Annotated in this window: 15 protein-coding genes; 12 read left to right on the top strand and 3 right to left on the bottom strand. The window is 73.3% G+C overall.

Translation table 11 applies throughout. The features are described 5' to 3' along the window. Window positions 1–257: 257 nt before the first annotated feature. From AB0E77_RS00075 to nudC, 4 genes are all read left to right on the top strand, one after another. The gene (locus AB0E77_RS00075; RefSeq protein WP_361563224.1) at window positions 258–3848 is read left to right on the top strand and encodes an ATP-dependent DNA helicase; all 3591 of its coding nucleotides are present in this window, start codon (window positions 258–260) and stop codon (window positions 3846–3848) included. Between the two features lie 138 nt (window positions 3849–3986). After that, window positions 3987–7562, top strand: a complete 3576-nt coding sequence (locus AB0E77_RS00070; protein WP_361563221.1) for a UvrD-helicase domain-containing protein — start codon at window positions 3987–3989, stop codon at window positions 7560–7562. Between the two features lie 10 nt (window positions 7563–7572). Next, window positions 7573–8985 carry a dipeptidase gene (locus AB0E77_RS00065; protein WP_361563218.1) on the top strand — a complete coding sequence of 471 codons (1413 nt, stop codon included), beginning with the start codon at window positions 7573–7575 and terminating at the stop codon, window positions 8983–8985. Window positions 8986–9146: 161 nt separating this feature from the next. Next, complete coding sequence (nudC, locus tag AB0E77_RS00060; RefSeq protein ID WP_361563215.1) at window positions 9147–10091, top strand: NAD(+) diphosphatase; 945 nt, start codon at window positions 9147–9149, stop codon at window positions 10089–10091. A gap of 66 nt (window positions 10092–10157) precedes the next feature. Here the strand turns inward: nudC and AB0E77_RS00055 are convergent, their stop codons facing one another. Beyond that, entirely contained in the window at window positions 10158–10400 is a 243-nt protein-coding gene (locus AB0E77_RS00055) for a mycoredoxin (RefSeq protein WP_161168532.1), read from the bottom strand. Window positions 10401–10566: 166 nt separating this feature from the next. Here AB0E77_RS00055 and AB0E77_RS00050 point away from each other — a divergent pair, with 166 nt between their 5' ends. The 4 genes from AB0E77_RS00050 to AB0E77_RS00035 all read left to right on the top strand — a co-directional run bounded on the left by AB0E77_RS00050 (window position 10567) and on the right by AB0E77_RS00035 (window position 14124). After that, the gene (locus AB0E77_RS00050) at window positions 10567–12765 is read left to right on the top strand and encodes an ATP-dependent DNA helicase UvrD2 (RefSeq protein ID WP_361563212.1); all 2199 of its coding nucleotides are present in this window, start codon (window positions 10567–10569) and stop codon (window positions 12763–12765) included. 165 nt (window positions 12766–12930) lie between these two features. Further along, a complete protein-coding gene (locus tag AB0E77_RS00045; protein ID WP_361563209.1) occupies window positions 12931–13263 on the top strand; it encodes a hypothetical protein in 333 nt (110 codons plus the stop codon). A gap of 172 nt (window positions 13264–13435) precedes the next feature. Beyond that, complete coding sequence (locus AB0E77_RS00040) at window positions 13436–13804, top strand: WhiB family transcriptional regulator (protein WP_361563207.1); 369 nt, start codon at window positions 13436–13438, stop codon at window positions 13802–13804. Further along, entirely contained in the window at window positions 13801–14124 is a 324-nt protein-coding gene (locus AB0E77_RS00035; protein ID WP_361563204.1) for a hypothetical protein, read from the top strand. The genes AB0E77_RS00040 and AB0E77_RS00035 overlap by 4 nt, the downstream gene beginning before the upstream one ends. A gap of 107 nt (window positions 14125–14231) precedes the next feature. Here the strand turns inward: AB0E77_RS00035 and AB0E77_RS00030 are convergent, their stop codons facing one another. Continuing rightward, complete coding sequence (locus AB0E77_RS00030; protein WP_361563201.1) at window positions 14232–15605, bottom strand: AarF/ABC1/UbiB kinase family protein; 1374 nt, start codon at window positions 15603–15605, stop codon at window positions 14232–14234. Then, on the bottom strand, window positions 15598–16812 hold the full coding sequence (locus tag AB0E77_RS00025; RefSeq protein ID WP_361563198.1) for a TOMM precursor leader peptide-binding protein: 1215 nt from the start codon (window positions 16810–16812) through the stop codon (window positions 15598–15600). The genes AB0E77_RS00030 and AB0E77_RS00025 overlap by 8 nt, the downstream gene beginning before the upstream one ends. Before the next feature lie 246 nt (window positions 16813–17058). On the opposite strand from AB0E77_RS00025, the gene AB0E77_RS00020 reads away from it, so the two are divergent. The 4 genes from AB0E77_RS00020 to AB0E77_RS00005 all read left to right on the top strand — a co-directional run bounded on the left by AB0E77_RS00020 (window position 17059) and on the right by AB0E77_RS00005 (window position 20855). Continuing rightward, complete coding sequence (locus AB0E77_RS00020; RefSeq protein ID WP_361563195.1) at window positions 17059–17655, top strand: M48 family metallopeptidase; 597 nt, start codon at window positions 17059–17061, stop codon at window positions 17653–17655. 134 nt (window positions 17656–17789) lie between these two features. After that, the gene (locus AB0E77_RS00015; RefSeq protein ID WP_361563192.1) at window positions 17790–19391 is read left to right on the top strand and encodes a TerD family protein; all 1602 of its coding nucleotides are present in this window, start codon (window positions 17790–17792) and stop codon (window positions 19389–19391) included. Window positions 19392–19404: 13 nt separating this feature from the next. After that, window positions 19405–20085, top strand: a complete 681-nt coding sequence (locus tag AB0E77_RS00010; RefSeq protein ID WP_361563189.1) for an AIM24 family protein — start codon at window positions 19405–19407, stop codon at window positions 20083–20085. A 14-nt stretch (window positions 20086–20099) separates the two neighbouring features. Further along, entirely contained in the window at window positions 20100–20855 is a 756-nt protein-coding gene (locus tag AB0E77_RS00005) for an AIM24 family protein (RefSeq protein WP_361563186.1), read from the top strand. The last annotated feature ends 149 nt before the right edge of the window (window positions 20856–21004 follow it).

Raw genomic sequence — 21004 nt, 5'->3', positions numbered from 1 at the left:
CCATCGGACGGGCCGGTGTGCGACCTGTGATCCGTATGAGGGAAACGGGGCGGATCGGACACGTGCGCCGCATGACGTACGTTCGAAGGGCGGGGGACACCCGCGCCGCGAGTGACCCGGGGGAAGGACCGGAAACCCTGCTTCCGCCTCGTCCACCGGCGTAGCGTCGGCCGCGCGCGTCCCCCTCATACGGCGGCCACCGCCGCCCCCGCGGGACGGACAGCCCACCAGCACACCCACCAGGACCGGCGAACCACGTGAGCTCCTCTTCCTCCACCGGACGACCGGCGCACCCCCAGGTGCGCCGGGGGAGCTCCGGCGCCTACCGACTGGTGCGTACCCCGCCGGAGCAGGTGACTCCCCCTCGTCTGGACGCCGCACAGCGTGCCGTGGTTGACCACCGGACCGGGCCCCTGCTCGTCCTCGCAGGCCCGGGCACCGGCAAGACCACCACCCTGGTCGAGTCCGTCGCCGACCGGATCGCCCGCGGCGGCGACCCGGAGCGGATCCTCGTCCTGACCTTCAGCCGCAAGGCGGCCGTCGAACTGCGCGACCGGATGGCACTGCGCATCGGCGCGGCGCGCGCCCCCCGGGCGACGACCTTCCACTCCTTCGGCTACGCCCTGGTCCGCGCCCACCAGGACAGCGAACTGTTCGTGGAGCCCTTGCGGCTGCTGTCCGGTCCGGAACAGGACGTCGCGGTCCGCGAGCTGCTGGCCGGGCAGGCGGATCTGGAGCGGCTCGGCCTCGCGCACGTGCGCTGGCCCGACGAGCTGCGCGCCTGTCTGACCACCCGCGGCTTCGCCGACGAGGTCCGCGCGGTCCTCGCCCGCAGCCGCGAACTGGGCCTCGGCCCGGACGCCCTGGAGGCGTTCGCCCGGCGCATCGGCCGCCCCGACTGGCGGGCCGCCGCCACCTTCCTCGCCGAGTACCTCGACGTGCTCGACCTCCAGGGCGTCCTCGACTACGCCGAACTCGTGCACCGCGCGGTGCTGCTCGCCCGCCGCCCCGAGGTCGCCGCGCAGCTGGCCGCACGGTACGACGCCGTCTACGTCGACGAGTACCAGGACACCGACCCGGCCCAGGTACGGCTGCTGCACGCCCTCGCCGGGGGCGGGCGCACGCTCGTCGCCTTCGGCGATCCCGACCAGTCGATCTACGCCTTCCGCGGCGCGGACGTGAACGGCATCCTCGACTTCCCGCACGCCTTCCCGCGCGCGGACGGCCGCCCCGCGCCGGTGGAGGTGCTGCGGACCTCGCGCCGTTCCGGGGCAGCGCTGCTGGCCGCCACCCGGCTGCTGACCCGGCGCATGCCGCTGACCCGCCTGCCGGCCGAGAAGGTACGCGCCCACCGTGAGCTCGCCGCCGCACGGGACGGGGGGCGCGTCGAGGTGTACACCTACCCGACGTCCGGCACCGAGCTCGACAACGTCGCCGACATCCTGCGCCGGGCCCACCTGGAGGACGGGGTCCCGTGGAGCGACATGGCCGTCCTCGTGCGCGCCGGATCACGCACCATCCCGGCGGTGCGCCGTGCCCTCACCGCGGCCGGCGTCCCGCTGGACGTCGACGGCGACGACCTGCCCCTGCGGCACGAACCGGCGGTGGCACCCCTGCTGACGGCCCTGCGGGCGGTGGCCACGGCGGTGGCGCAGGCGGCGGTGGCCGAGGAACGTCCGGAAACGGTGACCTCAGGAGGGGTGTCCGACGTCCCGTCGGGCTCGGGGGCTGTGCCCGGTGCCGCGCCTGATGCGGGAGACGCACCCGGCTCCGCTGCCGCGTCCGACGCGGGGGGCGTGTCCAGGACCGGCCCCGGCTCCGCCGCCGCGTCCGACGCGGGGGGCGTGTCCGGGACCGGACCCGGCTCCGCCGCCACGCCCGACGCCGACGACGTACCTGACGCAGCCGACGCCGAGCCCGCCGCCACCGGCGTATCCGAGGCAGAACCCACCCCCGCCGGAGGCACCTGGCTCGGGACCGAGACCGCCCTCACCCTCCTCACCTCCCCCCTCGCCGGCATGGACGCCGCCGACCTGCGCCGCCTCGGACGCGCCCTGCGCGACGAGGAGCGCGCCGCCGGCAACCCGCTGCCGCCGCCCTCGGACGAGCTGCTCGCCCGAGCCCTGGCCGAACCCGAGCGCCTCGCGGTGCACGACCCGGCGTACGCACGCGGTGCCCAGCGCCTCGGCGCGCTGCTCCGCAAGGCCCGTGAGCGCCTCGCCGGAGGCGGCAGCGCCGAGGAGGCGCTGTGGGACCTGTGGGAGGGCACCCCCTGGCCCGCCCGCCTGGAACGCTCGGCCAGGCGCGGCGGCGCCGCCGGACGCAACGCCGACCGCGACCTGGACGCCGTGTGCGCCCTGTTCGCCACCGCCGCGCGCGCCGAGGAGCGCACGGGCGGACGCGGCGCGCTGAACTTCCTCGAGGAGATCGACGCCGAGGACATCGCCGCCGACACGCTCACGCGCCGTGCCGTACGCCCCGACGCCGTCCGCCTGATGACCGCGCACCGCTCCAAGGGACTGGAATGGCGGCTGGTCGTCGTCGCGGGCGTCCAGGAGGGCCTGTGGCCGGACCTGCGCCGCCGCGGCTCCCTGCTGGAGGCCGACCGGATCGGCCGCGACGGACTCGCCGAACCCCTCACGCCCGGCGCGCTGCTCGCCGAGGAGCGCCGCCTGTTCTACGTGGCCGCCACGCGCGCGCGTGAGCGCCTCGTCGTGACCGCCGTGAAGGCACCGGCCGACGACGGCGACCAGCCCTCCCGCTTCCTGACCGAGCTCGGCGTCGAGCCCTCCGACGTCACGGGCCGCCCCCGCCGCCCCCTGGCCGTCGCCGCCCTCGTCGCCGAACTGCGCGCCACCACCGTGGACCCGCGCGTCACCGCCCCCCTGCGCGAGGCCGCCGCCCACCGCCTGGCCCGCCTCGCCGCGCTCGCCGACGAGGACGGCCGCCCGCTGGTGCCGTCCGCCCACCCCTACCGCTGGTGGGGCATGTGGGACCCGACCGAGAGCAAGGTGCCGCTGCGCGACCGCGACCAGCCCGTCACCCTCTCCGGCAGCGCCCTCGACCAGCTCGCCAACACCTGTGCCCTCCAGTGGTTCCTCGGCCGCGAGGTGAAGGCGGACGCGCCCGCCACCGCCGCGCAGGGCTTCGGCAACGTGGTGCACGTCCTCGCCGACGAGGTCGCCTCCGGGCACACCCCGGCCGACCTCGACGTGCTCATGGAGCGCCTGGACTCGGTGTGGAACGCGCTAGCCTTCGACGCGCCGTGGAAGTCGGCGCAGGAGAAGGCCAACGCGCGCGTGGCGCTCGAACGCTTCCTCAAGTGGCACGTCATGGACCGCGCCGGGCGCACCCCGGTGGCGAGCGAACACGACTTCGACGTGACCCTGGAGGCCGGCGACTACGAGGTCCGCATCCGCGGTCAGATGGACCGCGTCGAGGCCGACGGGGACGGGCGCGCGTACGTCGTCGACTTCAAGACCGGCAAGCAGGCGCCCAGCGCCGCCGAGGTGGCCCGCCACCCCCAGCTCGCCGTCTACCAGCTCGCCGTCCGCGAGGGCGCCGTGGACGAGGCCTTCGACGGGGTGCGCCCCGAGCCGGGCGGCGCGGAACTCGTCCAGCTGCGCCAGGGCGCGGCCAAGCGCGACGGCGGGGATACGCTGCCCAAGGTGCAGGCCCAGGACTCCCAGGCCGGCCCCGAGGGCGAGTGGGTCGGGGACCTCCTGGCCACGGCCGCCGGCAAGGTCCTGGACGAACGGTTCACCCCCACCGCGGGCCAGCACTGCACGCACTGCGCCTTCCGGGCGTCGTGCAGCGCACGGCCCGAGGGACGGCACGTCGTGGAGTAGGACGCTCCGGCAGCAGCACGCCCTCGACGCGCGGCGGCGGGTGTGACCAGTCGCACCACACGCACTGACCTGCGCTTCTCTCCGCCCGCCAGGCGCATCCGGCCGCCGCTGTCAGTGCCCGCGGCTAGCCTCTTCGACGTGCCCGCCCGTATCACCGATCCCGAGCAGCTCAAGGAGCTCCTCGGCATCCCCTTCACCCCGGAGCAGACGGCCTGCATCGTGGCGCCGCCCGCCCCGCAGGTCATCGTGGCCGGAGCCGGGTCGGGCAAGACGACCGTGATGGCGGCGCGCGTGGTCTGGCTGGTCGGCACCGGCCAGGTCGCCCCCGAACAGGTGCTCGGTCTCACCTTCACCAACAAGGCCGCCGGCGAACTCGCCGAACGCGTCCGCAAGGCCCTCGTCCGGGCCGGCGTCACCGACCCCGACGTCATCGACCCGGACGATCCGCCGGGCGAGCCGGTCATCTCCACGTACCACGCCTTCGCGGGCCGCCTGCTGACCGACCACGGCCTGCGGCTCGGCCTCGAGCCGACGTCCCGCCTGCTCGCCGACGCCACCCGCTACCAGTTGGCCGCGCGCGTGCTGCGCGAGGCGCCCGGACCGTATCCGGCGCTCACCCGCTCCTTCGCCGACCTGGTCAGCGACCTCCTCGCCCTCGACGCCGAGCTCGCCGAACACCTCGTACGCCCGGAGGACCTCCGTGCCTGGGACGCGGACCTCCTGACCTCCCTGGAGGGCGCCAGACTCAGCAACGCCGATCTGCGCAAGGTCCCCGAGGCCGCCGCCGCCCGCCGCGAACTCGCCGACCTGGTGATCCGCTACCGGGCCGCCAAACGCGAACGCGACCTCCTCGACTTCGGCGACCAGATCGCCCTGTCCGCCCAGCTCGCCGGGCTGTCCGAGGTGGGCCGCGCCCTGCGCGACGAGTTCCGGGTCGTCCTGCTCGACGAGTACCAGGACACCTCGGTGGCCCAGCGCATCCTCCTCGCCGGGCTGTTCGGCGGCGGCACCGGCCACCCCGTAACCGCCGTCGGCGACCCCTGCCAGGCGATCTACGGCTGGCGCGGCGCCTCCGTCGCCAACCTCGACGACTTCCCGGAACATTTCGCGCACGCCGACGGCCACCCCGCCGCCCGTCAGGCGCTCAGCGAGAACCGCCGCAGCGGCGGCCGCCTCCTCGACCTCGCCAACGGCCTCGCCGAGCCGCTGCGCGCCATGCACGCGGGCGTGGAGGCACTGCGCCCCGCTCCCGGCGCCGAACGCGACGGCACGGTCCGCTGCGCCCTGCTGCGCACCCACGCCGAGGAGATCGACTGGATCGCCGACTCGGTCGCCCACCTCGTGCGCACCGGCACCGCGCCCGGTGAGATCGCCGTCCTGTGCCGCACGGCGACCGACTTCGCCGAGATCCAGGGCGCGCTGGTGGCCCGCGACGTCCCCGTCGAGGTCGTGGGCCTGTCCGGCCTGCTGCACCTGCCCGAGGTGGCCGACCTGGTCGCCGTCTGCGAGGTCCTCCAGGACCCCGGCGCCAACGCCTCCCTGGTCCGCCTGATCACCGGCCCCCGCTGGCGCATCGGCCCCCGCGACCTGGCCCTCCTGGGCCGCCGCGCCCGGCTGCTCGTGAGCCACGCGCGCGTGGACGGCGGCGACGACCCCGACCGGCGGCTCGCCGAGGCCGTCGAGGGCGTCGACCCGTCCGAGGTGATCTCCCTCGCGGACGCCCTCGACACCTTCCTGGAGACGCCGCTGGACGGCACCGGCGACGACGACGGACTGCCCTTCTCGCCGGACGCGCGCGTGCGCTTCGCCCGCCTGGCCGCCGAGCTGCGCGACCTGCGCCGCGCCCTGTCCGACCCCCTGATGGACGTCCTGCACCGCGTCCTCGCCACCACCGGTCTGGAGGTCGAGCTGTCGGCGTCCCCGCACGCCCTGGCAGCCCGCCGCCGCGAGACCCTGTCGAACTTCCTGGACGTCGCCGCATCCTTCGCCGCGAGCGACGGCGAGGCCACCCTCCTCGCCTTCCTCGGCTTCCTGCGCACCGCCGCCCAGTACGAGAAGGGCCTCGACAACGCCCTGCCCGGCGGCGAGAACACCGTCAAGGTGCTCACCGCGCACAAGTCCAAGGGCCTCGAGTGGGACGTCGTCGCCGTCCCCGGCCTGGTCACCGGCACCTTCCCCAGCGGGCAGGGCCGCGAGAAGTGGACCGCGCAGGGCAAAGTGCTGCCGCACGGGCTGCGCGGCGACGCCGACACCCTGCCCGACGTCGCGTCCTGGGACTCCCGGGGCCTGAAGGCCTTCCACGAGGCCATGAAGGAGCACCAGCACACCGAGGAGCTCCGCCTCGGCTACGTCACCTTCACCCGGCCCCGCTCCCTGCTCCTGGGATCCGGCCACTGGTGGGGACCCAGCCAGAAGAAGCCCCGCGGACCGTCCGACTTCCTCCAGGCACTGCACGACCACTGCGCCGCAGGACACGGCGAGATCGAGGCATGGGCCGACGAACCCGCCGAGGGCGAGGAGAACCCGGCCCTCCTCGAGAACACCGCCGACCGGGCCTGGCCCCTGCCCCTGGACGACACGGCCCTCGCCCTGCGCCGGTCCGCCGCCGAGACGGTCCTCGCCCACCTGGACCGCCTCGCCGCCCAGGACGACGGCCGGCCCACCGCCACGCACGACCCGGACGCCCACGACGCCCCGGACTGGCCGCCACCCCCCGAGGACGACGAGCTCCTCCTCCCGGACGACGCCCTCCTTGATGACGACGCCTTCCCCGGCGACGAGCCCCCCGGCCCCGTGGAGGACCCCGCCGACTGGGACTCCTGGGCGCCGGCCCGCCCCGTGACCCGGCCCACGGTCCCGCACCAGGCGTCACCCCCGCCACAGCCGGACCACACCGGCGTACCCGTACCCCAGGAACCCGGGCAGCCCGGACGCACCGGCATCCCCCACCCCCAGGAGCCCCCGCGGCCCGCCCCCTCCCGCCTCACCCCCGAGGAGGCCCGCACCGTCGCCTCCTGGGACCGCGACCTGGAGGCCCTCACCGGCGAGCTGCTGCGCGCCCGCGAGAGCGTCACCGAGGTGCGCCTCCCGGCATCCCTGACCGCCACCCAGCTGCTGCGCCTGGCCGCCGACCCCGACGGCTTCGCCCAGGAGCTGGCCCGCCCCATGCCCCGCCCGCCCCAGCCCGCCGCCCGCCGCGGCACCCGCTTCCACGCCTGGGTCGAATCCCGCTTCGAAGCGCTGACCCTGCCCATGCTGGAGCCGGACGAGCTGCCCGGAAGCGAGGCCGAGATCGCCGACGAACGCGACCTGGAATTCCTCAAGGACGCCTTCGAACGCACCGCGTACGCACACCGCACCCCCTACCGCGTCGAGGCGCCCTTCCAGCTCACGCTCGCCGGACGCGTCGTACGCGGCCGCATCGACGCCGTCTACAAGGAAGGCCGGGGCCCGGACGCGACGTACGAGATCGTCGACTGGAAAACGAGCCGCGAGGGCACCGCGGACCCGCTCCAGCTCGCCGTGTACCGCCTCGCCTGGGCCGAGCAGCAGCGGGTGCCGCTGGAATCGGTGACCGCCACCTTCCTCCACGTACGCACCGGCGAGGCCGTGCGCCCCGAAGGACTGCCGGACCGCGCCGGACTGGAGCGCCTGCTGCTCGGCGAGCCGGTCGGTGACGAACCGCACGACCGGGGCACCCGCGCGGGCCGATAGGCTCGTGAGCATGAGCCACCCCGTTGACAACGCCGTCAGCGCCGTCCGTACGTACATCGAACAGCACCGCGCCGCCTTCCTCGACGACCTCGCCGAGTGGCTGCGGATCCCGTCCGTGTCGGCCCAGCCCGCCCACGCGACCGACGTACGCCGCAGCGCCGACTGGCTCGCCGCCAAGCTGAAGGAGACCGGCTTCCCGACCGCCGAGGTCTGGCCCACCGCGGGCGCCCCGGCCGTCTTCGCCGAATGGCCCTCCGGCGACGCCGCGGCACCGACGGTCCTCGTCTACGGCCACCACGACGTCCAGCCGGCGGCCCGCGAGGACGGCTGGCACAGCGACCCCTTCGAGCCCGTCGTCCGCGACGACCGCCTCTACGCGCGCGGGGCGGCCGACGACAAGGGCCAGGTGTTCTTCCACACACTCGGAGTCCGCGCCCACCTCGCCGCCACCGGCCGCACCGCACCCGCGGTCAACCTCAAGCTGCTGATCGAGGGCGAGGAGGAGTCCGGCTCCCCGCACTTCCGCGCCCTGGCCGAGGAGCACGCCGAGCGGCTCGCCGCCGACGCGGTGATCGTCTCCGACACCGGCATGTGGTCCGAGGACACCCCCACGGTCTGCACCGGCATGCGCGGCCTCGCCGAGTGCGAGATCCGCCTCCACGGACCCGACCAGGACATCCACTCCGGCTCCTTCGGCGGCGCGGTCCCCAACCCGGCCACGGCCGCCGCCCGCCTGGTCGCCGCCCTGCACGACGAGCACGCGCGCGTCGCGGTCCCCGGCTTCTACGACGGCGTCATCGAGCTCACCGAACGCGAACGCGCCCTCTTCGCCGAGCTGCCCTTCGACGAGCGGCAATGGCTGCGCACCGCCAAGTCCCACGCCGCCCACGGCGAGGCCGGCCACACCACCCTGGAACGCATCTGGGCCCGCCCCACCGCCGAGGTCAACGGCATCGGCGGCGGCTACCAGGGCCCGGGCAGCAAGACGATCATCCCGTCCTCCGCCATGGTGAAGCTCTCCTTCCGCCTGGTCGCGGGACAGGACCCCGACCACGTCGAGAAGGCCGTCCGCGCCTGGGCCGCCGAGCAGGTACCAGCCGGCATCCGCAGCGAGATCATCTTCAGGCCGGCCACCCGCCCGTGCCTGACCCCCCTGGACCACCCGGCACTGCAATCAGTGGTCCGCGCCATGGGCCGCGCCTTCGACAAACCGGTCCGCTTCACCCGCGAAGGCGGCTCCGGACCGGCCGCCGACCTCCAGGAGGTACTCGGCGCACCCGTGCTCTTCCTCGGCATCTCCGTACCGTCCGACGGCTGGCACGCCCCCGACGAGAAGGTCGAGCTCGACCTGCTCCTCAAGGGCGTCGAAACCTCAGCCCACCTGTGGGGCGACCTGGCGGAGCACTGGCGCCACGCACCCTGAGCCCCCCGCTCGGCCCGGACCAGGACCGGCAGCGCACCCGCGGCACACTGAAAGGGCCGCCCCGCACCGCCGATCCTCCCGGACCCGGTCGCCACCCGCCGCACGACCCGCTGAACCGCCTGCCGAACCACAACCGCTCACCGGGGGAGTTGGAAGCACCCGTGACCACCTGGACCGACCACACCGCCGACCGTCCCATCTCGCTCACCGCCCCGAACGGCGTCGACCGAGCCGCCCACCACCGGCTCGACGAGGCCTGGCTCGCGGCGGCCTGGAGCCACCCCTCGACGCGCTGCTTCGTGGTCTCCGGCGGCCAGGTCCTCATCGACGAGACGTCCGACGGGCGCACCGAACTCGTCATGACCCCCTCCTTCGAGGCCCCGCTCACCGAGGCGCACCGCTACTTCCTGGGCACCGACGAGGACGGCGTCAGCTACTTCGCGCTCCAGAAGGACTCCCTGCCCGGCCGCATGGACCAGTCCGCACGCCCGGCGGGTCTGCGCGAGGCCGGGCTGCTCCTGTCACCCCGCGACGCGGGCCTCATGGTCCACGCGGTCGCCCTGGAGAACTGGCAGCGCCTGCACCGCTTCTGCTCCCGCTGCGGCGAGCGCACCGTCATCGCCGCGGCCGGCCACATCCGCCGCTGCCCCGCCTGCGGCGCCGAGCACTACCCGCGGACCGACCCCGCGGTGATCATGGCCGTCACCGACGCGGACGACCGCATCCTGCTCGGCCGCCAGGTCCACTGGCCCGAGGGCCGCTTCTCGACGCTCGCCGGTTTCGTCGAGCCCGGGGAGTCCATCGAGCAGTCGGTGCGCCGCGAGGTCTTCGAGGAGGTCGGCATCGCCGTCGGTCCCGTCGAGTACGTCGCCAGCCAGCCCTGGCCCTTCCCGTCCAGCCTCATGCTGGGCTTCATGGCCCGCGCCACCTCGACGGAGATCGACGTCGACGGGGACGAGATCCACGAGGCCCGCTGGTTCTCCCGGGACGAGCTGGGCGCCGCCTTCGAGTCCGGCGAGGTGCTCCCGCCCTACGGCATCTCGATCGCGGCCCGCCTCATCGAACTCTGGTACGGCAAGCCGCTGCCGACCCGCGGCTTCATCTGACACGGAACACGGCGAAGGGGCGGCTCCCCGCACAGGGAGCCGCCCCTTCGCCACACACCGCGCCGCTCAGGCGCCGATCTTCTGCTTCACCTGCGCCAGCGACGGGTTCGTCAGCGTCGAACCATCGGGGAAGAGCACGGTCGGGACCGTCTGGTTTCCGCCATTCGCCTTCTCCACGAAGGCGGCGGAGTCCGGGTCCTGCTCGATGTTGATCTCGGTGTACGCGATGCCCTCGCGGTCCATCTGGCTCTTCAGCCGACGGCAGTAGCCGCACCACGTGGTGCTGTACATCGTCACAGTGCCCGGCATGTCTCTCGTGCTCCTTCGGCGGCTCGGGGATGAGGTCGCAGGAGGAGAACGTCCGGGGCGGCGCCACCATTCCCGGCGCGTGACGCCGGTCGCATCAGTACGACCATCGGTGCGTGCCTGTGGACAACCGGCGCACCCGTCTCGCGCGACCTGGCAGCATGGCTGTGTGACAGCAGCAACGCACTCCGCCCTTTTCCCGCAGGTACCGGACACGGCCGACGCGGTGCTCGAAGGGCTCGACCCCGAGCAGCGCGAGGTGGCCACCGCCCTGCGCGGCCCGGTGTGCGTGCTGGCCGGCGCCGGTACCGGCAAGACCAGGGCGATCACCCACCGCATCGCCTACGGGGTGCGCGCCGGGATCCTCCAGCCGTCCAGCGTGCTCGCCGTCACCTTCACCAACCGCGCCGCCGGAGAGATGCGCGGCCGGCTGCGCCAGCTCGGTGCGGCCGGCGTCCAGGCCCGCACCTTCCACTCGGCGGCGCTGCGCCAGCTCCAGTACTTCTGGCCGAAAGCAATCGGTGGCTCCCTGCCCCGGCTCGTCGACCGCAAGATCCAGCTCGTCGCCGACGCGGCCGCCGCCTGCCACCTGCGTCTCGACCGGGGCGAGCTGCGGGACGTCACCGCCGAGATCGAGTGGGCGAAGGTCACCCAGACCGTGCCCGCCGACTACGCACCCGCAGCCGCCAAGGCCGGCCGCGAGGCACCCCGCGACGCCGCGGAGATCGCCCAGCTGTACTCGGCCTACGAGGATCTCAAGCGGGGGCGCGGCGTCATCGACTTCGAGGACGTGCTGCTGCTCACGGTGGCCGTGCTCCAGGACCGGCACGACGTCGCCGAGCAGGTCCGTGCCCAGTACCAGCACTTCGTGGTCGACGAGTACCAGGACGTCAGCCCGCTCCAGCAGCGTCTGCTGGAGCTGTGGCTCGGCGACCGCGACGACGTGTGCGTGGTCGGGGACGCGAGCCAGACGATCTACTCGTTCACGGGAGCAACCCCCGATCACCTGCTCGACTTCCGCAGCCGCCACCCCGGCGCGACCGTCGTGAAGCTGGTCCGCGACTACCGCTCCACCCCCCAGGTCGTCCACCTCGCCAACGGTCTGCTCGCCCAGGCCCGCGGCCGGGCCGCCGACCACCGCCTGGAGCTGGTCTCCCAGCGCCCCGCGGGCCCCGAGCCCGTCTACACCGAGTACACCGACGAGCCGGCCGAGGCGGAGGGCGCCGCCCGCCGTATCCGCGAGCTGGTCGACTCGGGCGTGCCGGCCGCCGAGATCGCGATCCTGTTCCGCACGAACTCCCAGTCCGAGACCTACGAACAGGCTCTCGCCGACGCCGGCGTCCCCTACCAGCTGCGCGGCGCGGAACGCTTCTTCGACCGCCCCGAGGTCCGCAAGGCCATCAGCGCCCTGCGGGCCGCCGCCCGCTTCGGTGGCAACGACCGTCTCCTCGACGACGCCGTCGACCTGCCGTCCCAGGTGCGTGCGGTGCTGTCGGGGGAGGGCTGGACTCCGCAGCCTCCGGCGGGCTCCGGCGCCGTCCGCGAGCGCTGGGAGTCGCTGGCCGCCCTGGTCTCCCTGGCCCAGGACTTCGCCGCCGCCCGGACCGGAGCCACCCTGGGTGACCTCGTCGCCGAACTGGACGAGCGGGCCGGCGCCCAGCACCCTCCGACCGTGCAGGGCGTCACCCTGGCCTCGCTGCACTCGGCCAAGGGTCTGGAGTGGGACGTCGTCTTCCTGGTGGGCGTCGCCGAGGGCATGATGCCGATCACCTACGCAAAGACCGACGAGCAGATCGAGGAGGAACGCCGTCTCCTCTACGTCGGCGTCACCCGCGCCCGCGAGCGTCTGCACCTGTCCTGGGCGCTCGCCCGCTCGCCCGGCGGCCGGCCCAGCCGCCGGCCCAGCCGCTTCCTGAAGGGGCTGCGGCCCGGCACGGCCCCGGCCGGTGCCCGCACGTCCGCCGGCGGTCCCGGCGGTGTGGAGCGCGGCTCCGGGCGTGGCCCCGCGCCGGCCGTGCCGCGGCGGACGCGGCGGACGCCGGCCCGCTGCCGGGTCTGCGGCCGCACGCTCACCGAGGCCGGCGAGATGAAGCTGATGCGCTGCGAGGACTGCCCGTCCGACATGGACGAGGGCGTCTACGAGCGGTTGCGCGAGTGGCGTGCGGTCCAGGCGGGGCGCAGTGGGCAGCCCGCGTTCTGCGTCTTCACCGACAAGACGCTGATGGCGATCGCCGAGTCCGTGCCGGAGGACGAGCACGAACTGGCGCGGATCCCGGGGGTCGGCGCGCGCAAGTTCCACCGCTACGGAGCCGACGTGCTGGCCATCTGTGCAGGCCGGGACGTTGCCGGGCTTGACGACGGCGACTGATCCGAACTCGTCGAAAAAATAGTTTGCGCATGCCCCGGGAATCCCCATAGGTTCTTGGTCACGGGGAACGACGGCCTTCCCGAAGGCCCTGCCCCCGTGTTGTACTTGCATATCCGCGGACCGGTTCGCACCGGTCCCCCGAGACGCCGAGAGGAGGCGAGTCCAGTGATCAGCATCAGCATCAGCACCACCGCCGGTTCCACCGCCAAACTGACCGATCGCTCGGCCGTCTCCCTGTGCATGCTCGGCGTTTCCAACCCGGGCACCGGTCTGTCCGGCATTCGTGCCGTGCGTCCGGCGTCCGCGTCCGTCGCTCCCGCGGGCCTTCCCGTCCGTGAGCGCGATGAGCGACCGACCAAGGCACTGGAAGCAGCAGTAGTGGCACAGGCCCAGGCCTATGCCTTTACGGCGACCGGTGCCGGATTCCGGAAGCAGACGACGCAGCACCACCAGATGTGGGCCTTCCGTGGGCCAGAACCCTGGAGTGATCCAGCCTGATCTCGATCAGGCCGGCGCCTTCAGGGCCGCGGAACCCCATCCGGGATCCGCGGCCCTTCTGTTTTCCCCGAACGGGGACGACAGCACGAAGGAGCCTCGGGACAAGAAAAGAACCCGGTACCAAGCCGCACCCGGCCGACCGGCCGGAACGACCAGACGAGGAAGACCAACCGTGCAACTCGAAGCGCACGCCCCGTCCGTACCGCCTTCCGACACGATCCCCAAGCCCGGCCTCACGGAGGACCCCACCTTGACCCCGCTCACCGCGCTCACCGCGCTCGACGACGCCATCGAGAACCTCGGCGTGCCCGTCCCCTGCCGTTCCTACGACCCGGAGGTCTTCTTCGCGGAGTCGCCGGCGGACGTCGAGTACGCCAAGTCCCTCTGCCGCACCTGCCCGCTGATCGAGGCCTGCCTCGCCGGTGCCAAGGAGCGGCGTGAGCCCTGGGGTGTCTGGGGTGGCGAGCTGTTCGTCCAGGGTGTCGTCGTCGCCCGGAAGCGGCCGCGTGGCCGCCCGCGCAAGAACCCGGTCTCGGCATGAACATCACCGGAACGATCGACCGCCCCCTCACGCACGACCCCAAGAAGCAGGCCCCGATGAAGCCGTCCACCGACGAGATCGCAGGCGCGACGCCTGAAGACTTCACCACCAGCGGCGCGAAGGACTCGCGTCAGAACAGGACCCGTGAGATGCAACTCATCCCAGAAGCCCTGGCACGTGCGCATATGCACGAGCGCCTGCATGAGGCCGAGCGGGAACGCCGCGCCCTGCGCGTGGCGACCGCCCGCCGGATGCAGCGCCGGGCCGAGCGCGCCTCGCTGCGCGCCCGGCGCGCGCTCGCCATGGCGGTCATGCAGTAACCGACCACACTCGAAGCGGTGGCCTCCGTCCAGGAGGCGAAGCCTTCTCCGTGGGGGCCGGTCCGTCCGAACGGGCCGGCCCCCACGGCGTGTTCAGCCGTGGCGGCTCAGGCCTCCACCGCCTCCTCGACCTCGTCCTCCGCTCCGTCCGCGGGGGCGAAGCCCACGAGCCACTCCTCCAGTTCCTCGCGCAGCCGCACCGTCGCGCCCAGCTGGCACAGCACCCCGATGGTGCTCAGGGTCACCCGGTGGATCAGCAGATAGGCCGGAGGCAGGTTCAGCTGCTTGGCAAGCTGGTAGGCGGGGGAGCGGGGGTCGGCGATCCGGGCCGCCTGGCTGCGCATCCAGCCGCGGGTGAAGGTGAACTCGTCGACGCGGGACGGCTCGATGATCGGCAGGAGATAGTCGAGGACGGCGTCCGGGTCCAGCTCTATCGACTCCTTGACGAAGCCCTCCGCGCAGAGCATCTCGTAGACGGCCTCGGCCTCGCCGTCCAGCGTCATGCGCAGTGCCTCGCCGATGGGCTCCGGCAGTCCGCCCGGGAGGCGGTCGACCGTGCCGAAGTCCAGAACGCCCAGCCGCCAGTCGTCCTCGCCCTCCGGCCCGCCCGGCAGCAGCCGGAAGTTGCCCGGGTGGGGGTCGGCGTGCAGGAGGCCGGTGCGGGCGGGCCCGGAGAACAGGAAGTGCGCCAGGAGCTGGCCGGCCCGGTCCCGCTGCTCCGGGGTGCCGTCCGCGATCACCTCCGACATCGGGATGCCGTCGATCCACTCGGTGATCAGGACCTGCTCGCACTCGTGGACCACGTCCGGCACCACGATGTCCGGGTCGCCGGCGAATTCCTCGGCGTGGGTGCGCTGCGCCTGGGCCTCCAGCCCGTAGTCCAGCTCCTCGGAGACACGGTCCTTCAACTCCGTGATCAGCGGCTTGATGTCCATGCCGGGCACGAGCGGGCCGAGGAGGCGGGCGAAGCGGCTGAGCTGGTTCAGATCGGACAGCAGGGCTTCGCCGGCGCCCGGGTACTGGACCTTGACCGCCACTTCGCGGCCGTCGTGCCACACCGCCCGGTGCACCTGGCCGATCGAGGCCGCCGCGGCGGGCTTGTCCTCGAACTCAAGGAACAGGCCGGACCAGTCCTCGCCGAGCCGCTGCGCCAGCACGGCGTGCACCGTGCGCGTCGGCATCGGGGGAGCGGCCTCCTGCAGCTTGGTCAGTGCGGCCCGGTAGGGACCGGCGACCTCCTCCGGCAACGCCGACTCGAAGACGGACAGGGCCTGCCCGAACTTCATCGCGCCGCCCTTGAGCTCGCCCAGCACCTTGAACAGCTGCTCCGCCGTGCGCTGCTGGAGCTGCTGGCCGACGATCTCCGCGGACTCGCCCACGATCCGCTTTCCGAGTCCCCAGGTCGCCCGCCCGGCGAAGCCGAGCGGGAGCGCGGCGAGCTTGGCGGTCCGGGTGACCGCCTTCCGCGGAAGATCAGACATGCGCCCTCCAAGTCCCAGCCGGCCGCACCGCCGCCGCCTCACGGCGGGCGTCGGCTGACGGCCATTGCCCAGCCATTGTCGCGCGCCGGTCCCCGTTCCCGGGGGTGTGTTCCTGCTTACCTTTCCGGGCGGCTCCGCACGGGCACGCCGGGTGCGGCCGGACCGGTCGCGTCCGCCACCGCAGAGCGGGCAGTGAGACCTCCCAGCGTGCGTCGGCACTGGACGGCGTCCGGCCGTCGAGAAAGGCGAGGGCGTGGGCCGCCGCGAGGCCCGCGACGGTCGTGGCCAGTGACAGGTCGCAGGGCGGCACCCGGCGCTGCCGGCCGGAGCGCCACTGCGCGACCAGCCGCGGCCAGGCGGGGTCGCGGTCGGTGCGGTCCGCGTGCAGGCAGCCGGCGCAGCCCGTCTCGCCGGGCAGGACGAGGGGGCCGACGACGCCGGTCCCCTCCACGACCCCGGCGTACAGATGGGGCGTGCCCGACGCGATGAGGGAGCCGGCCAGTGCCGGGTCGGGCGTGTGCGACGCGACGTCGTCGCGCGGGGAGAGGACCACCAGGGAGAAGCCGGGGCCGCCGTCCTCGGGCGGGGACGCGGGGGCCCGGCGCGGCGGCCGGTCCGGGGCGGCCCGTCGCACGGCCCGCCGGGACGCCTCGTCCCGGCGGTCGCCGACGGCCTCGGCGGGCAGCCCGCCCGGGGCGACGTCCCAGGGTTCGACGCGCCCGGTGTCCCGCACGTCGATGTCGCCGACGCCCGCCGCCGACAGCAGGCAGGCCAGCACCGCACCCACCCGGCCCGCGCCCCGCACCCGTACGCGCATCGCGCGCCGGGCGGCCAGGTGCCGGATCGCGTCGCCCGGGCGGGAGGTCGTCAGGGTCAGGGAGGCGAGGTCGGGGCGGAGCCGGTCGAGGACCTCCTTCTTCTTCCGCAGGGCCTCGCCGGCCGGCCCGCCGCCCCGGGAGTCGTCGAGGAGCCCGGCCCCCGCCAGCCGCTCCACCAGCCGGTCGACATGGCCGTCCGGAAGATCCATGCGCCGGCCCTCCTCGCGCAGCAGCGCCGGCCCGCGGGTGCCGTCGAGCAGTTCGAGGAAGCTGCCCGTCGCCGTGTCCACCGGCCGGAGTGTCACCGCGTGCGCCGGCGTCATCCCGAACTGGACGGTGTTGAGATCACGCCAGCCGCGCCTGAGCGCGGGCTTCACCATCGGATGCATGACAGAACCCCCGTGAGTCCTCGAACGTCCCCGTGCGCCGGCGGTACCCGACGTGTGGCGGCTGTGCGGTCGGTCACACGTCCGCCAGCGCATGCCAGCATGCCCGGATTCGCCGAGGAGCGTCGAAAGTTGTCCACAGGTGCAGGGTGTTCGTCGTACAAGATGGTCGTGCGTGCGGTCGTGTGGATCGGCATGGAACCGTTCCGGAGCCGGGACTTCCCCGTGCGCAGCGGGTAACGTCGGGGCGTGTCCGCCGACCCACTGCACCGCGCCGGAGCGCCCCAGCGCACGCCGACGAGTCCGCCGCCGAGCGGCACGGCGGCGAGCGCGATCGAGGTTCGCAGAAGCACCCGTCGACGCCGGACCGTCTCCGCGTACCGCGAGGGCGACCGTACCGTCGTGCTCATCCCCGCCCGGATGTCCGAGGCGGAGGAACGACGCTGGGTGAGCGTCATGCTGGACAAGCTGGCCGCCCAGGAGAGCAAGCGCGTCCTCGGCGACACCGAGCTGGCCGAGCGCGCCGCGCGGCTGTCGGCCCAGTACTTCGAGGGCCGGGCCCGCCCCGCCTCGGTGCGCTGGGTCACCAACCAGAACACGCGATGGGGCTCGTGCACCCCGGCCGAGGGCAGTATCCGCCTGTCGCACCGCCTCCAGGGCATGCCGGAGTACGTGGTCGACTACGTCCTCCTGCACGAGCTGGCCCATCTGCTCGTCCCCGGGCACGGGCCCCGTTTCTGGCAGCTGCTGGAGGCGTATCCGCGCACCGAGCGGGCCCGGGGCTACCTCGAAGGTGTGGTCGCCGCCGACCGGCTGCCGCACGTGCCCGGCGCCAGAAGCGAGTGACACGGCCGCGCCGGGTGCCCGCTACGGGCCGGGCAGGGTTCTGTACCGGCTCTGTACCGACATCCTCCGGTGTCGGCGTTTGCCGTTAGCCTGGCGCGACGCACTCACATTCGGATGGGGGACGGTCGTAACGCATGGCCAGGGAATTCCAACGCGGCCACAAGGCCAGGATCAGTGACCTCACCGCGGGCACGGATCTGTACGTAGGCGTGCAGATCTCCGGCCCCGGTCTGAGCTTCGACATCAGCTGCTTCGGGCTCGACGCCGACGAGCGGCTCTCCGACGACCGGTACTTCGTCTTCTTCAACCAGCCGAAGACCCCCGAGGAGTCCATCCAGCTCCTGGGTGCGCAGGCGGGTGACACGGAGTCCTTCCGCGTCACCCTGGACAAGATCCCGCCGCAGATCCAGAAGCTGTCCTTCACGGCGACGATCGACGGCGCCGGGCAGATGTCGCAGGTCGGCCCCGGGTACCTCCGGATCGTCGCGGGCGGCGAGGAGGTGGCCCGCTATCCGTTCAGCGGGTCGGAGTTCTCGACCGAGCGTGCGGTGATGCTGGGCGACTTCTACGTGAAGGACGTGTGGCGCTTCGCCGCCGTCGGCCAGGGATTCGACGGCGGGCTCGAGGCGCTGCTGAGGAACTTCGGCGGTGAGGTGGCCGAGGACGAGGCGCCCGCGCCGCAGCAGGCGCAGCAGCCGCAGGCCGGTGCCGCCCCGGGCTTCGCCCCGCCGCCCGGAAGCACCCCGCCCCCGGCGCCCGCGCCCAACGTGCACGCCGCGCCGACCATCGTCGCGCCCCTGCACACCCCGCCCGGCGGCTCCCCGGTGCCGCCCCCGGCCCCGGCGCCCGCGCCGTACGGCCAGCCCGCTCAGCAGCCGCAGTACGGCCAGGTCCCCGGCCAGACGGCCCCGCCGCCCCCCGGCTACGGCCAGCCCCCGGCCCCTCAGGTCCCGGGAACCCCGCCCCCGCCGCCCGGCTACGGCCAGCCGACCCCGCCCCCCGGCTACGGCCAGCAGGCACCCTACGGCGCACCCCTGGGCGCCCCGCAGGCCAGGCCCCAAGGCGCCCCGCAGGCCCCCGGAGTGGCCGCCGCGCTCCAGCAGTACCGCGAAACGGCGACCGGGCAGCGCTGGACCCAGCAGAACAAGAAGTTGGTCCGCGTCGACCTGGGCGCCGAGGGCCAGCCCGTCCTGGCCCGGCAGGGCAGCATGGTGCTCTACCAGGGCAAGGTCGACTTCAGCTACAAGGGCGCCGGATTCGCCGGCCGGGTCGTCGGTAACGCGACGGGCCAGGAGATGCAGCTGATGCGCTGCTCCGGCAAGGGACAGGTGTTCCTCGCCGACAACTCCGCGATGCTGCACCCCATCGAGCTCCAGGGCGACGCCGTCTGCGTCTCCGCCGAGAACGTCCTCGCCTTCGACGAGAGCCTCCAGTACGAGGTCCGCCGCATCGAGGGGCATGGCATCCCCGGTGGCGCGCTGTTCACGATGCAGTTCCAGGGCACCGGCACCATCGTCGTCAAGACGCACGGCGTGCCGGTGGTGCTGCCGGTCACGCCCACGACGTTCGCCGACTGCAACGCCGTCGTCGCCTGGTCGGCCGCCGCCCAGGTCGTCGTCTCCAGCCAGGTGCGGATGCGCCGCAACGCGTACGCGGGCGACACCGGCGAGAGCGTCAACCTGCAGTTCCGGGCCGCGCCCGGCAACTTCGTCGTCGTCCAGCCGTACGAGATCTGAGGGAGAGCCCGACATGAACCAGCCGCTCGCGGGCTACGCCCCCGCACCGGTCACCGCCCGCATGGAGAACCACGGCAACCACATGCTGAAGGTCGCCATGCAGACCGGGAACGACCTCCTCGCGCGCGTGGGCTCGATGGTCGCCTACGAGGGCTTCGTCCAGTACGAGCCCAACCCGCCGGCCGTGCGCCAGATCGCCAGGGACTGGATGACCGGCGAGGGCGCCCCTCTGATGAAGTGCTCCGGCGACGGACTGCTCTACCTCGCGGACTACGGTGCCAACGTCGTCGTGATCAACCTCAACGGCGACGGGATCAGCGTCAACGCCACGAACCTGCTCGCCTTCGACGCCCATCTCACCTGGGGCGTCGAGCGGGTCAAGGGACTGGCGAAGTTCGCCGGCCAGGGCCTGTGGAACACGAAGATCTCCGGCCAGGGCTGGGTAGCGCTCACCTCCCGCGGCAAGCCGATCGTCGTCGACTGCGGTGGTGGCGAGGACGAGACGTACGTCGACCCGGACGCGCTCGTCGCCTGGTCCCCGAACCTCAAGGTGAAGGGCAAGCGCAGCTTCAAGGCGCAGTCGCTGATCGGCCGCGGCAGCGGCGAGGCCTATCAGATGGCCTTCTCCGGTCAGGGCATCGTCGTCGTCCAGCCCAGCGAGGACAGCACCGACCGCCTCCGGGTCCGGGGCTGAGGGGGAACCAGAACATGCAGAGCCCGCTTTTCGCCTACAACGACCAGCAGACCCAGGACCGCTGGAGCCTGCAGAACAAGCACATGCTCAGGGTCGCGCTGGAGGGCCACGACGACGTGCTCGCCCGCAAGGGCACGATGGTCGCCTACCAGGGCCTCGTCGAGTTCGACGCGGAGTACCAGAGCAACAACCAGTCACGCGCGCGTGCACACACCGGCGAGGGCCTGGACCTGATGCGCTGCCACGGGCAGGGCACCGTCTACTTCGCCAACCTCGCCCAGTGCGTCCACGTGATGGAGGTCGAGCAGGACGGTCTCACCGTGGACAGCAGCTACGTCCTGGCCATGGACTCCTCGCTGCACCACGAGGTCATCGCCGTCGACAGCCTGTACGGCATCTCCGGCTCGGGGAAGTACCAGCTCAACATCACCGGCCGGGGCAGGGTCGCCCTGATGACCTCGGGCTCCCCGCTGCTGATGCAGGTGACGCCCGACAAGTACGTCAACTGCGACGCCGACGCGATCGTCGCCTGGTCCACCGGACTGCGCGTGCAGATGCAGGCCCAGACGCACTCCTCCGGGGTGTGGCGGCGCCGCGGCAACACCGGTGAGGGCTGGGAGCTCAGCTTCATGGGCAGCGGCTTCGCGCTCGTGCAGCCCAGCGAGCTGCTGCCGCCGCAGAACGCCCAGATCGGATCGGGTCTGGCCGCGCAGTACGGCATGGGACAGCAGGGTGCCCGTGGCCAGAACCAGGGCAACGTCTGGAGCTGACCCGGCCTCGGCACGGGCAGACGGGTAAGGGGTGACCGCCAAGGCGGTCACCCCTTAGACATCATCTCATTTGGTCGGGATAAGGTGTCGGTCACGGTTGACACACAAGGGCATCGATGCAGGTCGCCCCAGCGGATAACCAGACCAAG

This window comes from Streptomyces sp. NPDC032940, assembly GCF_040636935.1.
In the GTDB taxonomy this organism is placed as follows: Bacteria; Actinomycetota; Actinomycetes; order Streptomycetales; family Streptomycetaceae; genus Streptomyces.
This window is presented reverse-complemented; position numbering and strand designations above follow the sequence as displayed.

Excerpts from the sequence above, each read along its gene's own strand:
- AB0E77_RS00065 (WP_361563218.1), top strand. The coding sequence starts at position 7,573 with ATGAGCCACCCCGTTGACAACGCCGTCAGCGCCGTCCGTACGTACATC.
- AB0E77_RS00055 (WP_161168532.1), bottom strand. The coding sequence starts at position 10,400 with ATGCCGGGCACTGTGACGATGTACAGCACCACGTGGTGCGGCTACTGC.
- AB0E77_RS00035 (WP_361563204.1), top strand. The coding sequence starts at position 13,801 with ATGAACATCACCGGAACGATCGACCGCCCCCTCACGCACGACCCCAAG.
- AB0E77_RS00030 (WP_361563201.1), bottom strand. The coding sequence starts at position 15,605 with ATGTCTGATCTTCCGCGGAAGGCGGTCACCCGGACCGCCAAGCTCGCC.
- AB0E77_RS00025 (WP_361563198.1), bottom strand. The coding sequence starts at position 16,812 with ATGCATCCGATGGTGAAGCCCGCGCTCAGGCGCGGCTGGCGTGATCTC.
- AB0E77_RS00015 (WP_361563192.1), top strand. The coding sequence starts at position 17,790 with ATGGCCAGGGAATTCCAACGCGGCCACAAGGCCAGGATCAGTGACCTC.
- AB0E77_RS00010 (WP_361563189.1), top strand. The coding sequence starts at position 19,405 with ATGAACCAGCCGCTCGCGGGCTACGCCCCCGCACCGGTCACCGCCCGC.
- AB0E77_RS00005 (WP_361563186.1), top strand. The coding sequence starts at position 20,100 with ATGCAGAGCCCGCTTTTCGCCTACAACGACCAGCAGACCCAGGACCGC.